Annotated in this window: 14 protein-coding genes; 5 read left to right on the top strand and 9 right to left on the bottom strand. The window is 68.9% G+C overall.

The features are described from left to right. Positions 1–42 precede the first annotated feature (42 nt). From smpB to pruA, 6 genes are all read right to left on the bottom strand, one after another. Positions 43–522 carry an SsrA-binding protein SmpB gene (gene smpB, locus B118_RS0107295; RefSeq protein ID WP_028188222.1) on the bottom strand — a complete coding sequence of 160 codons (480 nt, stop codon included), beginning with the start codon at positions 520–522 and terminating at the stop codon, positions 43–45. Between the two features lie 186 nt (positions 523–708). Further along, positions 709–1,584, bottom strand: a complete 876-nt coding sequence (ftsX, locus tag B118_RS0107290; RefSeq protein ID WP_018221015.1) for a permease-like cell division protein FtsX — start codon at positions 1,582–1,584, stop codon at positions 709–711. 58 nt (positions 1,585–1,642) lie between these two features. Then, positions 1,643–2,323: a cell division ATP-binding protein FtsE gene (gene ftsE, locus B118_RS0107285; RefSeq protein WP_018721072.1), complete on the bottom strand. Its 681-nt coding sequence runs from the start codon at positions 2,321–2,323 to the stop codon at positions 1,643–1,645. Positions 2,324–2,441: 118 nt separating this feature from the next. Then, entirely contained in the window at positions 2,442–3,563 is a 1,122-nt protein-coding gene (gene prfB, locus B118_RS0107280; protein ID WP_018221017.1) for a peptide chain release factor 2, read from the bottom strand. A 392-nt stretch (positions 3,564–3,955) separates the two neighbouring features. Beyond that, positions 3,956–4,471, bottom strand: a complete 516-nt coding sequence (locus tag B118_RS0107275) for a PadR family transcriptional regulator (RefSeq protein WP_018221018.1) — start codon at positions 4,469–4,471, stop codon at positions 3,956–3,958. A gap of 155 nt (positions 4,472–4,626) precedes the next feature. Further along, positions 4,627–6,255 carry an L-glutamate gamma-semialdehyde dehydrogenase gene (gene pruA / locus B118_RS0107270; protein WP_018221019.1) on the bottom strand — a complete coding sequence of 543 codons (1,629 nt, stop codon included), beginning with the start codon at positions 6,253–6,255 and terminating at the stop codon, positions 4,627–4,629. 270 nt (positions 6,256–6,525) lie between these two features. Between pruA and B118_RS0107265 the strand changes: the two genes are divergently transcribed. Beyond that, positions 6,526–7,617, top strand: coding sequence for a hypothetical protein (locus B118_RS0107265; RefSeq protein WP_028192564.1), 1,092 nt, complete (start codon positions 6,526–6,528; stop codon positions 7,615–7,617). Between the two features lie 74 nt (positions 7,618–7,691). Here the strand turns inward: B118_RS0107265 and B118_RS0107260 are convergent, their stop codons facing one another. After that, positions 7,692–8,198, bottom strand: a complete 507-nt coding sequence (locus B118_RS0107260; protein ID WP_028192563.1) for a DUF6912 family protein — start codon at positions 8,196–8,198, stop codon at positions 7,692–7,694. Between the two features lie 214 nt (positions 8,199–8,412). Between B118_RS0107260 and B118_RS0107255 the strand changes: the two genes are divergently transcribed. Continuing rightward, on the top strand, positions 8,413–8,643 hold the full coding sequence (locus B118_RS0107255; RefSeq protein WP_018810795.1) for a helix-turn-helix domain-containing protein: 231 nt from the start codon (positions 8,413–8,415) through the stop codon (positions 8,641–8,643). Positions 8,644–8,751: 108 nt separating this feature from the next. Continuing rightward, positions 8,752–9,345: an Rv3235 family protein gene (locus B118_RS0107250; protein ID WP_026270583.1), complete on the top strand. Its 594-nt coding sequence runs from the start codon at positions 8,752–8,754 to the stop codon at positions 9,343–9,345. Positions 9,346–9,387: 42 nt separating this feature from the next. Here B118_RS0107250 and secA read toward each other — a convergent pair whose 3' ends face one another. Next, a complete protein-coding gene (gene secA / locus B118_RS0107245) occupies positions 9,388–12,303 on the bottom strand; it encodes a preprotein translocase subunit SecA (RefSeq protein WP_018221024.1) in 2,916 nt (971 codons plus the stop codon). A 166-nt stretch (positions 12,304–12,469) separates the two neighbouring features. Here secA and B118_RS33405 point away from each other — a divergent pair, with 166 nt between their 5' ends. Both B118_RS33405 and B118_RS0107235 read left to right on the top strand, forming a co-directional pair. Further along, a complete protein-coding gene (locus B118_RS33405) occupies positions 12,470–12,604 on the top strand; it encodes a hypothetical protein (protein ID WP_272945074.1) in 135 nt (44 codons plus the stop codon). Then, positions 12,601–13,737 (top strand): GNAT family N-acetyltransferase, encoded by a 1,137-nt coding sequence (locus tag B118_RS0107235; protein ID WP_028192562.1) that lies wholly within the window; start codon positions 12,601–12,603, stop codon positions 13,735–13,737. The genes B118_RS33405 and B118_RS0107235 overlap by 4 nt, the downstream gene beginning before the upstream one ends. Before the next feature lie 51 nt (positions 13,738–13,788). On the opposite strand, the gene hpf is transcribed toward B118_RS0107235, so the two are convergent. Next, positions 13,789–14,415: a ribosome hibernation-promoting factor, HPF/YfiA family gene (hpf, locus tag B118_RS0107230; RefSeq protein ID WP_018221027.1), complete on the bottom strand. Its 627-nt coding sequence runs from the start codon at positions 14,413–14,415 to the stop codon at positions 13,789–13,791. Between the last annotated feature and the right edge of the window lie 15 nt (positions 14,416–14,430).

The following is a 14,430-nucleotide window of genomic DNA, read 5'->3' as shown; positions in this document are numbered from 1 at the left end:
CCTGACGCAACGGGTTTCATCCCGCCCCAGCCGGGCGTCAGCTCAGTCTTCCATCCCCTTGCCCCGCCGACCGGCGGCCCGGGCGATCTCCCGTTGCGCGTCCCGCTTGGCGAGGTCCTGCCGCTTGTCGTACGACTTCTTGCCCTTGGCGACGCCGATCTCGACCTTGGCCCAGCCGTCGGAGAAGTAGACCTGCAGCGGGACGATCGTGAGCCCACTCTCCCGGGTCTTGCCGATCAGCCGGTCGATCTCGATGCGGTTGAGCAGTAGTTTGCGGGTGCGTCGGGGCTCGTGGTTGGTCCAAGTGCCCTGCACGTACTCCGGGATGTGCATCCCGTGCAGATAGAGCTCGCCGTTGCGTTCCTGGGCGAAGGCGTCCACCAGCGACGCCCGCCCCGCCCGCAGCGACTTGACCTCGGTGCCGGTCAACGCCATCCCCGCCTCGTAGGTGTCGAGGATCGCGTAGTCGTGGCGGGCCTTCCGGTTGGAGGCGACGACCTTCCGCCCCTTCTCCCGTGGCATCGGCGCCACCTCCCTTCCTGATCGCTGCGTCCCTGGGTCGAACAGCCTGGTCGCTGCGCCCCTTGGGTCGACAGCGGCGATCATCCTACCGGAGGACAAGGGCTCCCCCGCGCCGATTATTTCCGGTGCGGGGGAGCCCTTGGCCGACAGGGTGCGCGGGCGGCCCCAGCGGCCGCCCGGCGGGCACTAGACCCGCAGGTAGAAGCGGAGCGTGACCCAGGCGGTGATCGCGCTGATCAGAGCTCCGACGGCGGCCATCAGGGGGAAGGCCAGCAGCACCTCACCCCAGCTGACCGGTGCGAAGAGCCCCTGGAGGGCGCGCAGTGCGCCGTCGAAGAGGAAGACCTTCAGCCCGGCGAGGGCGCCGAGGCCGAGTAGGGATCCGATCAGGCCGGCGACCACGGCTTCCAGGACGAAGGGCGCCTGGATGAACCAGTTCGACGCGCCGACGAGCTTCATCACCGCGACCTCGCGCCGCTTGCTGTAGGCGGCGACCTGGATCGTGTTGGCGACCAGGAGCAGGGCGGCGACAGCCATCGCGATCGCCGCGACGAGGGCGATATTCTGACCGGCGGAGAAGAGTTTGAAGATCTTGTCGAGTACGCTGGACTTGTCGATCACCTGGTCGACGCCCTCAATCTCGGCGTACTGCTCCCCGATCGCCTGGTACTCCTGCGGGTTCACCAGCTTCAGCCGGTACGACTCCGGCAGCACCTCCGGACCGATCGCACTGAGCAGGTCCGGGGAGTCCCGAAAGATCTCCTCGACAATCTCGTACGCCTCTTCTTTGTTGACGTACGTGACGCTCTCGATCAGCGGGTCGGCATCCAGCTTGGCCTGGATCGCTGTCTTCTGTTCCTCGGTGACCTCGGTCTCCAGGAAGATCGAGACCTCGATGTTCTCGAAGTACAGCTCCTTCATCTCGGCGACCTTGACGTAGATCAGACCGCTCGCGCCGAGCATGGTCAGCGAGACCGCCATCGTAATGATCATTGCGATGGTCATGGTCACGTTGCGCCACAGTCCGACCAGGACCTCGGACAGGACGTATTTCAAGCGCATCGAAGATTCCTCCGCGTCTCCGGCAGGTGGTGGTCGTCAGTCGAGGTGGAGCGCCGGCTCACCCGTAGACGCCGCGAGCCTGGTCGCGGACGATCCGGCCGCTCTCAATCTCGATGACCCGGCGGCGCATCTGGTTCACGATGTTCGAGTCGTGGGTGACCATCACGACGGTCGTACCGGTGCGGTTGATCCGGTCCAACAAACGCATGATCTCGATGGAGGTGTCCGGGTCGAGGTTTCCGGTCGGCTCGTCCGCGAGCAGGATCAGCGGACGGTTCACGAACGCTCGCGCGACCGCCACCCGCTGCTGCTCACCACCGGAGAGCTCCTGCGGGTAGCGGTGCTCCTTGCCACCCAGCCCGACCAGCTCCAGCACCTCCGGTACCACCCGGCGGGCAACCGCCTTGGTTTTGCCGATCACCTCGAGCGCGAACGCCACGTTCTCGTAGGCGGTGCGGTTCGGTAGCAGCCGGAAGTCCTGGAACACGCAGCCGATCGAGCGCCGGAAGGCGGGCCGCTTCCAGGAGCGCATCGACGTGACATCCTTGCCGTTCACGACGATCCGTCCCTTATTGGGCGCAACCTCGTGTAGCAGCATCTTGATGATGGTGGACTTGCCGGAGCCGGATGGGCCGATGAAGAAGACGAACTCGCCCTTCTCGATCGCGACGGACACGTTGTCGAGCGAAGGCCGGGACGCCTTCGGGTACGTCTTCGTCACTTGCTCAAGCTGAATCACGGGTCGTGAGTCTACGCGGTGTAACAGATGTGCCAAATCCCGCGCCCCTCAAATTCCGGGCACGTCGTCGATCTGCCAGCACTCACGATTTTCGATGGTGCGCTGCGCCCATGATCGGTCACGCTTTGTCATCAGCAAGCTGCTGTTGCTTTCGCCACCGGATACCGGCCTCAATGAAGGCGTCCAACTCGCCATCGAAGACCGCGGAGGGTGTCCCGGTCTCCTGCTCCGTTCGAAGGTCCTTCACCATCTGGTACGGATGCAGGACGTACGAACGCATCTGGTCACCCCAGGAGCCGGCGGCGTCGGTCTTCAGGCCCTGGAGCTTGGCCTGCTCCTCTTGGCGCTTCCGCTCCAAGAGTCGGGCCTGGAGGACGCGCAGCGCGGACGCCTTGTTCTGCAGCTGGGACTTCTCGTTCTGACAGGTGACCACGATGCCGGTCGGTATGTGGGTGATCCGCACCGCCGAGTCGGTCGTGTTCACGCTCTGCCCGCCGGGGCCGGACGACCGGTAGACATCAAAGCGCATCTCGTTCTCGGGAATGTCGATGTGATCGGTCTGTTCCACCACCGGGAGCACCTCGACCCCGGCGAAGCTGGTCTGCCGCCGGCCCTGATTGTCGAAGGGGCTGATCCGGACCAGCCGGTGGGTACCCGACTCGACGCTGAGCGTGCCGTACGCGTACGGCACCTTGACCGTGAAGGTGGCCGACTTGAGCCCGGCCTCCTCGGCGTAGGAGGTCTCGTAGACCTCGGTGGGGTAGCCGTGCCGCTCGGCCCAGCGCAGGTACATCCGCAGCAGCATCTCGGCGAAGTCCGCCGCGTCCACGCCGCCGGCACCGGCGCGGATCGCCACCAGCGCCTCCCGGGAGTCGTACTCACCGGAGAGCAGGGTGCGGACCTCCATCTCGTCGATGGCCTTGGCCAGCCCGGCAACCTCCGTCTCGACCTCGGCGAAGGCACCCGGGTCGGACTCCGCCTCGGCCAGTTCCAGCAGCACCTTGGCGTCTTCGAGGCGAGAACGAAGCTCCGCGAGCTTGTTGATCTCCCCATTCACGTACGACAGCTGTGAGGTGACCTGTTGCGCCCGGGCCTGGTCGTCCCAGAGGTCGGGGGCGGAGGCGGCCTCCTCCAGACGGGCCTTGTCCGCCCGCAGCCGGTCGATGTCGAGCACCGACTCGATGTTGCGAAGAGTGGCGTCGAGGTCCTTGAGCTGTTCGGCGTAGTCGGCATCGGTCACGACAGACAAGACTACTGCGCGGGCGAGGAGCGAGCTTGCGAGCCCCGCAGCCTGCGCCGAACAAACCCAGCGCGGGCGAGGAGCGAGCTTGCGAGCCCCGCAGCCTGCGCCGAACAAACCCAGCGCGGGCGAGGAGCGAGCTTGCGAGCCCCGCAGCCTGCGCCGAACAAACCCAGCGCGGGCGAGGAGCGAGCTTGCGGGAGCAGGGGCAAGCTTGCGGGCGCAGGCGCAGCGGAAACGAGCCCCGCGTGCAGGCGCGAGCCGGCGGCCCCGCAGCCCACGCCACAGCCACCCCGCGGCCGAGGCGGGTCTTTCTCCGGGCCGGCCAGATCCGGGGCAGAGTCTTCCGGACCTGGGGCCACCTGCGCCCAGGCCCGGGGGCAACCGCCGGGTCAGCCGACCTGGGCGGACTTGAGCCAGGACAGGGCGGCCTTGTGGTAGGCGACGGCGAACTCCAAGGCGCTGGCGTCGTACGTCTCGCCTTCCTTCTTCGCATTCTTTACCTGCTCCCGAACCCGGGCCAAGGCCTCGGTGTGGTACTCGTTCGCAGCTGTCTGAAGGTTCTTGAGCTGGCTGGCCGAGTGCAGGTTCCCGAAGGCGAACCGCAGCGCGATCGGGTTTCGAATGGTGTCCCGACCGGGCTCCTCCGTCAGCCATCGGGAGAAGGTCCGTTTACCCGCAGCGGTGATCGCATACGGCTGACTCATCCGCGGCCCTGGTTTACCGAGCCGCACCAGCCCCTTTTCGGCCAGCACGGGCAGCTCTCGGTAGACCTGGCTGCGGGTCATTGACCAGTACGGCGCCAATCGGCGCTCGGCGGCGGCCATCAGTTGACCACCTGTCATCGGGCCCTCGTGAAGCAGCCCGAGCAGGGCCGCCGCCGTGGGATTGACTCCGGAATCCGCCATGACTCCCACGCTGCCACTTTGCAGTCGCGGCGTCCAGGATTTCACCTTTTCGCCACCCGTAAGGGCTTCCTATGTGCACTGTCTATCGATATGGAGTGGATGAAAGGACCCCTCCCCCAAGCCGGGCGGTCGACGTAGCGAAGGGGTCCTTCTGGTTAGCGCATGTGGGGATAGGTGTGGTCGGTCGGCGGGACGAAGGTTTCTTTGATCGTACGAGGGGACATCCATCGGACCAGGTTCTGCCAGGAGCCGGCCTTATCGTTGGTGCCACTGGCGCGAGCGCCGCCGAACGGCTGCTGACCGACCACCGCACCGGTGGGCTTGTCGTTGATGTAGAAGTTGCCGGCCGCATACCGCATCCGCTCGGCGACCCGGTCGACCACCTGCCGGTCGGTTGCGAAAATGGCGCCGGTCAACGCGTACGGCGCGATCGACTCGGCCTGGGTGACCACCTCGTCGAAGCGAGCGTCGTCGAAGACGTGCACGCCGAGGATCGGCCCAAAGTACTCGGTGGTGAAGGTTTCGTGCGCGGCGTCGGTGCACTCGAAGAGCGTCGGCCGGACGAAGTAGCCGACCGAGTCGTCGGCGGTGCCGCCGGCGACGACCTGGCACGAGTCATCCCCTGAGATCAACTTCAGGGCGGCGGTGTGCCGCGCGTACGCCTTGGCGTCGATGACGGCGCCACCGAAGTTACTGAAGTCGGTGACGTCGCCGTAGGTGAGCGCCTCCGCGGTGGCAGCGAGCCGGTCCCGCAGCCCACCTGCCCACAACGACCGCGGGATGTACGCGCGGGAGGCCGCGGAGCACTTCTGACCCTGGTACTCGTACGCGCCGCGGATCAGGGCGGTGTGCAGCGCGTCCGGATCAGCGCTGGGGTGGGCGACCACGAAGTCCTTGCCGCCGGTCTCGCCGACCAGGCGCGGGTAGGTCCGGTAGTTGGCGATCTCCTCGCCGACGGTTCGCCAGAGCTGCTGGAAGACCTTGGTGGAGCCGGTGAAATGGATGCCGGCCAGGTCGGGATCGGTCAGCACCACGTCGGAAACCTCCTCGCCGCGCCCGGTGACCATGTTGATCACGCCGGGAGGCAGGCCCGCCGCCTCGAAGAGCCGCATCGTGAAGTGCGCGGCGAACTGCTGGGTGGGGGCCGGCTTCCAGACCACCGTGTTGCCGAGCAGGGCCGGCGCCGTGGGTAGGTTGCCGGCGATCGCGGTGAAGTTGAACGGGGTGATCGCGTAGACGAAGCCCTCGAGCGGACGGTGGTCGAACCGGTTCCAGGTGCCGGACGAGGAGAGGGGCTGTTCGGCGAGGAGCCGGCGCGCGAAGTGGACGTTGAACCGAAGGAAGTCGATGAATTCACAGGCCGCGTCGATCTCCGCCTGGAACGCGGTCTTCGACTGGCCGAGCATTGTGGCGGCGTTCAGCGTGTCCCGCCAGGGCCCGGCGAGCAGCTCAGCGGCGCGCAGGAAGATCGCCGCCCGCTCTGCGAACGGCAACGCCCGCCAGTCAGGCGCCGCGTCCTTGGCGGCCTGCACCGCGGCCCGCGCGTCGTCGTGGGTGGCATGGCCGGTGACACCCAGCACGTGCGCGTGTCGGTGGGGCTGCACCACGTCGATCGAGGCACCGCCGGCCATCCGTTGCTCGCCCGCGATGGTCATCGGCAGGTCGATCCGGTCGCTGGCCAGCTCGACCAGCCGCCGTTGCAGCCGATCCCGGTCGGTGTCCCCCGGCTCGTAGGGGCGTACCGGCTCGTTGCGGGGCTCGGGCACGGAGAAGACGGCGTCCATCACAAAACTCCTGGGCGTTCGGGGCAGCGGGGGTAGCGGACCCGCAGAGCGTCGGCCGGGTGGCCGGACGCCAGACACCGGGGCCGCAGGGGCCAGACACGGCGGCGGGACCTCGACTGATACTCCCACGTTTGGGCCCCTTTCCCCACCACCCAACTCTCCGCGCACCGACCGACACGGATCCCGGGCCGACGACGACGGACGCGTACCCTGGTGGGCCGGTGAACCACCGGCCGCGCCGCAGGCCGAATGCCGGTCGAAGGGACAACGATGACGAAGCAGCCCGGCGACTCCGCCACCACGGAGCCGACGCAGGCGAGCCCGGACCCGGACGAGACAAGCTCGGACGCGGACGGAGCAGGCTCGGAGTACCAGGACGAAGCGAGCCCGGAGCACCCGACCGCAGCGAGCCCGCTCGCGACCGGCACGCCAACGGCGCCGGCAAGGGCCGGCCTCCTCGCCCCCGGCGCGCCGATGCTCGGCCCGCTGGCGCTCGGCTGGCTGACCGCCATGCTCTGGTCGACCCGCGCGGTGATCGACTCGGCGGCGGCCGGAGTCACCGCGATCAGCCTCTCCGCCTTCGCCCTACCCGGAGTGATCTCTGCCGCGCTCGTCGCCGGCACCGCCTTCGCGCTGTTCGGAGCGGAGTTGCTCGCCCATCGGGGTCGGGACCGGGCCACCCTGCGCTTTGTCATGGCGGTCGCCAGCGGGCTGCTGATCGGGCTCGCCGCCGCCTTCGCCATCAACCTGACCTACGCCGACACGGCCACCACCAACGTGATCGCCGGCACCACCGCCGCCGCCGCCATCATCGGCGGGGGCATCGCCGCGACGCGGACGGCCCCGGTGATCGGCGCGGTGGTGGCCGCCGGTCTCGGCACGCTCGTCTTCGTCGTGGCGTTCAGCTGGGCCCGGGACCCGCTCTTCGACCTCTTCGGCGCCGGCGAGACCCAGGAGTCGCTGCTCAACGCCGCGAAGTGGGTCTCCCGCACCGAATCCCTGCTCGCCGGTCTGGTGGCGGGGCTGTTGGCCTTCGGCTACCTGACCTGGTCCCGACGCCGAGCGGCGACGCACCGCAATGATCCGCACACTCTGCGCTGGCCGGCCTACCTGATCGCCGGAGCCGGGCCCGGCCTGCTGCTACTCGTCGCCGAGGTGATCCTGCGCGTCGGCGGGCGGCGCCTGCTCGACCTGGCTGGCGCGCTCAGCGAGGCGGACGCCGTGGCACAGACCGCTCTCGGCACCTCACGGGTGGACAACGGGATCTGGGTGCTCTTCGTCGGCGCGCTGACCGCGATGATTGCCTTCGGCCGCACCCTCGGACCGGCCCCGCTGGACGAGGAGGAACCGGATGGGGCATAGCCCCGCTCCAACCGGAAGGCGTTCGGCGTCAGCCGGGTCGGATCGGGTGCGGCCAACCAGGTCGAGCGGCTGGGCTAGCTCAGTTCGAGAAGCTGGTCCAGCTCCGTGCGGTCGTACCACTCCAGTTCATGGTCTTCGGCGCCGTCAACGGTGAACTGCGCGTCTGGATCACCACCGAGCGCATCGGTCACCACCCGGGCCGCAGCGGCAACATCCTTGACCGCGTCCACCCCGTCCACGTGAATGGCGGCCACCGCCCCCACGGGCACCGGGCCGGCCAGCTCGACCGTGCTGGCTCCCGAGTCCGCGTCACCCGGTCCGACCGTCGCCGCGGGCAGATCAGCCGAGACGACGACCCGGCGGCGTGGCGCCTCCTCGTCGGCCAGCAGGAGTTGGAGCGCGTCCTGGGCAGCCCGGGTGAACGCGACGTACTCCAGCTCCTCCTCGTCCCCCTCGGCGTACCACTCGCGCAGCGCCGGGGTGACCGCGTGCGCGGAGGCCGCGGGGAGCCCCGCGGTCCGCAGCAGGGTCAGCATCGGCACGGTCGCCGGGACGTACACCCGGACATGCTCATTGGTCACCGGTTCTCCCTGGGTTCAGCTCCACCGGCGGATGCCGGTCTGGGGCGCCGGTCATGCCGTACGCCGTGACCGTCATACACCCCGGACCGACTCGACGAAAGTCGGGTTCCCGGTGTGTTTCCGGACGCACTCTCGGTGGGGCGGTGGACCCCACTGCCTTCGGGAGACTGCTGGTGGCAAACTAAGGCAAACGTAGCCAACTCCGGGAGTGTGCGTGGCGGAGCCGAGGTTCCTGCTGCTGTCCGAGGTCGCCGCCGAGCTGAATGTGTCGGACTCGCAGGTCTACCACATGGTACGCAGCGGTGAGCTGCCCGCGATCAAGATCGGCGGACGTGGTCAGTGGCGGGTGGAGCGTACCCGGCTGGAGGAGTACATCAACCACAAGTACACGGAGACCGCCGAGTGGGTTCGCGACAACCCGCTCGCCGAACGTGAGCCTGAGTAGCCCGCCGTCGCCCCTCATCCACAGGCATTGACCATCCCCTCTTTCGTCCTCCAGAATCGTGGCTGCCGTAGGCAAACGAAGGCAAACACAAGGATTTGGAGGGCTGGGATGTCTGCTGTCCGCCGCCCCGAGCCGACTCGTCCCCCCGTCCGACTTCGCCCGGCCCCGTCCATCGACCCGCCCTGCGTTGAGGACGACCCCGCCCACTGGCCGATCGACGGCCAACTCGCGCTCGACCTGTTTCGGCTAGGCCCAGGCCCGCTGCCCCGCTCGCCCAACCCAGGTCCCGGGGCCGGTCCGGGCCCAGCCCGGCCCCGACGCGCACCGACCCGAATGCCCGCCACAGCGCTGGCCACCGCCACCCCGGAGGCGACCCGGGTCGCGCATCGGTTCGTCACCACCTGCCTGGAGGTGATCAACGGCTATCGACCCCACAGCCAACTGCGCCGACTACTCGATCCAAGCCGGGCTGCCGAGCTGGCGGCCGAGTTGACCCGCGCCACCGCCCGCGCGGGGCCGGTGCGACGCCGCTCCACCCGGCCCGGCACGCGCCTCCGCCGGCTGCGGGTATGCGAGCCACGAGCCGCGGCCGTCGAGGCGGCCGCCGTGCTGGCCGGGCCAGCCGGCAGGACCTGGGCGATGGCGATCCGCCTCGAACAGCGCCGCGGCAGCTGGCTCTGCACCGCGCTCAACGTGCTGTGAAAAGGTGCGCACGCGTTGCGTGCGCACCTTTTCACAGGTCGGTCAGGCGCCGCCGTTGGGCGAGCCGTGACAGCGCTTGTACTTACGGCCCGAGCCACACGGACACGGCGCGTTTCGCGACGGACCGTTGCCGCCCTCGGCCTGCCCAGGTGCCGCCCGGCGGGCAGTGCCAGCGGCGACCGCGTGGCCAGGCGTACCGCTGCCCGGCCGTTGTGGGGCGGTGGGTGCGCTCTGCCCGGGGGCGGCCGGAGCCGTCCTGGCGGGCCGGCCCTTCCGCGGCGCCGGCTCGTCGGCCTGCTCGACGGCGACCGAGCCGCGCCCGGCTTCCCCGTCGATGGTCGGCGCGGAGTATTGCAGGCCCTGCTGCTGTGGCGCACGACCGAGACCCTTGGCCCGAACCTCGACCGGCTTCTCCAGGAGCTTGACCTCGTCTGCCGCCGGCTCCGGCTCCTGGACCTGCACCTCCAGGTTGTAGAGGAAGCCGACCGTCTCCTCCTTGATGCCATCCATCATGGTGGCGAACATGTCGAAGCCCTCGCGCTGGTACTCCACCACCGGGTCCCGCTGAGCGTAGGCCCGAAGACTGATGCCCTCCTGGAGGTAGTCCATCTCGTAGAGGTGCTCACGCCACTTGCGGTCGATCACCTGAAGCAGGACCATCCGCTCCAGCTGGCGGACACCCTCCGTGCCGAGCTGCTCCTCGCGCCGGCCGTACGCGGCGTGCGCGTCCTCCTTGAGCCGGCTGAGCAGGAAGTCGACATCGATGCTCGCCCGGCTTCCGCCGGCCTCCTCCTCCAGCTCCTCGATGGTGATGCCCACCGGGTAGAGCTGCTTGAGGCTGGACCAGAGCTGCTCGAAATCCCAGTCCTCGGCGTAGCCCTCGGCGGTGGCGCCCCGGACGTACGCCTCGACGACATCGTCGATCATGTTCCGGACCTGGTCCGACAGGTCCTCGCCGTTGAGCACCCGAAGCCGCTCAGCGTAGATGACCTGCCGCTGCTTGTTCATGACCTCGTCGTACTTGAGGACGTTCTTGCGGATCTCGGCGTTCTGGGACTCGATCTGCGCCTGCGCGGTCTTGATCTGGCGGGTGACCATCTTGGACTCGATGGGCACGTCCTCCGGGATGTTGAAGCGCTCCATGACCGCCTCGACGGCGCCGGAACGGAAGCGCTTCATCAACTCGTCCTGCAGCGACAGGTAGAAACGGGACTCACCCGGGTCGCCCTGGCGACCCGACCGACCGCGCAGCTGGTTGTCGATGCGCCGGGACTCGTGCCGCTCAGTGCCCAGTACGTAGAGGCCGCCGGCGGCGGAGACCTCTTCCGCCTCGGCGTCGCAGGCCTGCTTCCAGGTGGGCAGGACCTCCTCCATCGCCTTGGCGTACTCCTCCTCGTGCTCGGCCGGGTCGAGCCCACGCTGGCGCAGCTCGTTGGCGGCGAGGAACTCTGGGTTACCGCCGAGCAGGATGTCGGTGCCGCGGCCGGCCATGTTGGTGGCGACGGTGACCGCACCCTTACGCCCCGCCTGGGCCACGATCTCCGCCTCGCGCGCGTGGAACTTCGCGTTCAGCACCGAATGTGGAATGCCCCGATGGCGTAGGAGCTGGGAGAGAATTTCGGAATTCTCCACCGAGACCGTGCCGACAAGCACCGGCTGACCGGCCTGGTGCCGTTCGACGATGTCTTCGACGACCGCGTTGAACTTGGCCTTCTCGGTCTTGTAGATGACGTCGGAGCGGTCCTCCCGGACCATCGGCCGGTGTGTGGGGATGGTCACCACCCCGACCTTGTAGACCTTGTTGAACTCGCCCGCCTCGGTCTGGGCGGTACCGGTCATCCCGGCGAGCTTCGCGTAGAGACGGAAGTAGTTCTGGAGGGTGATGGTGGCCAGGGTCTGGTTCTCCTGCTTGATCTCCACCCCCTCCTTGGCCTCGATCGCCTGGTGCATGCCCTCGTTGTAGCGGCGCCCGTGCAGGATGCGGCCGGTGAACTCGTCAACGATCAGGACCTCGCCCTCGCTGACGATGTAGTCCTTGTCCCGCTTGAAGAGCTCCTTCGCCTTGATCGCGTTGTTCAGGTAACCGACCAGCGGCGTGTTGACCGACTCGTAGAGGTTGTCGATGCCGAGCCGGTCCTCGACCTTGCCGACTCCCCGCTCCGTCACCGCGACCGTGCGCTTGGCCCGGTCGACCTCGTAGTCGCCCTCACCCTCCTTGCCCGCCTGGAGGCGGGCGACCACCGCGGCGAACTCGCCGTACCAGCGGGCGGAGTGTTCGGCCGGGCCGGAAATGATCAGCGGGGTGCGGGCCTCGTCGATCAGGATCGAGTCGACCTCGTCCACGACGGCGAAGTTGTGGCCCCGCTGGACCAGGTCCTCCTTCGACCACGCCATGTTGTCGCGCAGGTAGTCGAAGCCGAACTCATTGTTGGTGCCGTAGGTGATGTCGCACTCGTAGGCGGCGCGGTGCTCCGCGGCGGGCCGGTTGGGCAACACGACGCCGACGGTGAGCCCGAGGAACTCGTGTACCCGGCCCATCCAAGCGGCGTCCCGCTCGGCCAGGTAGTCGTTGACCGTGATCACGTGCACGCCCTCGCCGGAGAGCGCGTTGAGGTAGACCGGCATGACCGAGGTGAGGGTCTTCCCCTCACCGGTCTTCATCTCGGCGATGTTGCCGAAGTGCAGCGCCGCGCCACCCATCACCTGGACGTCGTACGGGCGCTGACCAAGCACGCGGGCTGCGCCCTCGCGACAGACCGCGAAGGCCTCGGGCAACAGGTCATCGAGGGTCTCGCCGTCCGCCAGCCGCTCCCGGAACTGCGCGGTCATCTCCCGCAGCTCGTCGTCGGTGAGGTTGACGTAGTCGTCCTCGATGGAGTTGACGGCGGCGGCGATCGCCTTGAGCCGGCGCACCAGGCGCCCCTCGCCCGCACGGAGGACCTTTTCCAGAATCGACACGGATCAACGCTCCCCTAGACAGTCTCGACCCATCGTAGGCGCTCCATCGCGGCGATGGTCACTGGTGGCGGGGTCCACTCCGCCGAAGCGGACATAACGCACTCGGTTCGAGCGGGCGGACTAATCCGGTTACGCCGTGGGCGAACGGTCCGGCACGATGACTCGGGTGAGACGAATCGAGATCAATGACCTGGAGGGAGACCTCCCCGCGGCGCGGCCGGCCGGAACCGAGACCGGGCCGGGGCGGATCGAGACCGGGTCCGGACCGATCGACACCGCGCCCGGGCCGGAGGCGGCATGACCCCGGAGACCATCGACGGGCCCGGGATCAGGCTGCGTCTGCCCCACCTCGGGGACATCCCCGACACCGTGGCCGCCTGCTCCGACCCGCTGGTCCAGCAGTTCCTGCCAGCGCTGCCGTCGCCGTACACCGAGGCGGACGCCCGGTGGTGGATCACCCAAGGGGCGCCCGCGGCCTGGGCCGGCGGTGGGGCCGCGTACGCCATCACGGATCGCGAAACGGATCGGCTCCTCGGCACGGTCGGGTTGAACGACCCGGCCCCCAGCCGCCAGGAGGCGGCGATCGGTTACTGGGTCGCCCCGTGGGCGCGGGGACGCGGCGTCGCCACTGCGGCGACCCAGACCCTCGCCGACCGGGCGTTCGCCAGCGGGATCCGTCGGCTGGAGCTCCTCACCGTCCCGGAGAACATCGCCAGCCAGCGGGTGGCGCTGGCCGCCGGCTTCCGCCCCGAGGGCGTACGCCGGTTGGCGAGCCGCGGCCGGGACGGCGAGCGGGCTGATCTCCTCACCTGGGCGCGGCTCGCCGACGACCCCCCGGGGCCGACTCCGCGGTTGCTGCCGGACCTACCCGACGGCCGGCTCACCGACGGCGTGGTGGAGCTCCGGCCGCGCGGCCCGCAGCACGCGAAGGCCATGTACCACCTGCACACCCAGCCCGAGACGGTCGCCGTCCTGGTGCCGCCGGAGCCGCCGCGGCGGGCGGACATCGAACGGAACTGCCGGGAGGTGCAGTCCCAATGGCTGCGGGACCAGGTCGCGAACCTGGTCATCATCGACGCGAGCAGCGGGGCCACCGCCGGCATCTGCCAACTGGTCCTGGACCATCCGCAGTTCCGACAGGGCATGGTCGGCTACGGCCTGCTGCCGGCCTGGCGCGGACTCGGGTACGCCAGCCGTGCGGTCCGGCTGCTCGCCGAGTGGGGATTCACCGAGGTCCAACTCGGCCGGATCTGGGCGGACACCCACGCCGGCAATATCGCCTCGGAGCGGGTGTTGGAACGGGCCGGGTTCCACCGGGAGGGCCGGGTACGCGGGCGCTTCCCCGCCGGCGACGGGCCGCGGCGGGACAGCACGCTCTTCGGCCTGCTCCCGGGTGACCTGACCCAGGGCAACCGGAGCACGCTGAGCCGGTGACCGGCCCGGGCCCGGGCCGGTCACCGGTGCGCTCGGCCCGGACCTGGGGCGTCAGACGGCCAGGGAGATGATCCCGTAGTCGTAGGCATGCCGCCGATAGACGACGCTGGGCCGCCCGGACTCTTTGTCCTGGAACAGGTAGAAGTCGTGCCCGACCAGCTCCATCTGGAACAGGGCATCGTCAATGGTCATCGGCTCGGCAGGGTGGACCTTCTCCCGGGCGATGTGCCACGGCTGGTCGTCGCGCTCCTCCTCGGCCCGCTCGGCAACCGCCGTCGACGTGGCGGCGTCGGCGGACAGGGGCCCGGCGACGAGGTCGGTCACCGGAAGGCCGGCGGTGGCGGCGGCGACGGAGATGGGGGCGTGCCGGCCGTGGTGGACCCGACGGCGGTCGGCCGCCCGGCGCATCCGGGCGTCCAGTCGGGCAATGGCCGCGTCGAGCGCGCTGTAGAAGTCGCTCGTGCCCGCCTCGGCCCGCATCACCGGGCCCCGCGAAACGCAGGTGATCTCCACCCGCTGGCAGTGGTCCGCCTGACGCGGATTGCGCTCATGGAACAGCTCGACATCGACCCGGATGATCTTGTGATCGTAGCGTTCGATCTTGGCGAGCTTCTCCGCTACGTGCACCCGGAAATGATCTGGAACTTCGACGTTCCGGCCCTTGACCACGATGTCCACGTGACCTCCCTCGTT

The sequence above is a fragment of the Salinispora pacifica CNR114 genome (assembly GCF_000514775.1).
GTDB classification, from domain to species: domain Bacteria; phylum Actinomycetota; class Actinomycetes; order Mycobacteriales; family Micromonosporaceae; genus Micromonospora; species Micromonospora pacifica.
This window is presented reverse-complemented; position numbering and strand designations above follow the sequence as displayed.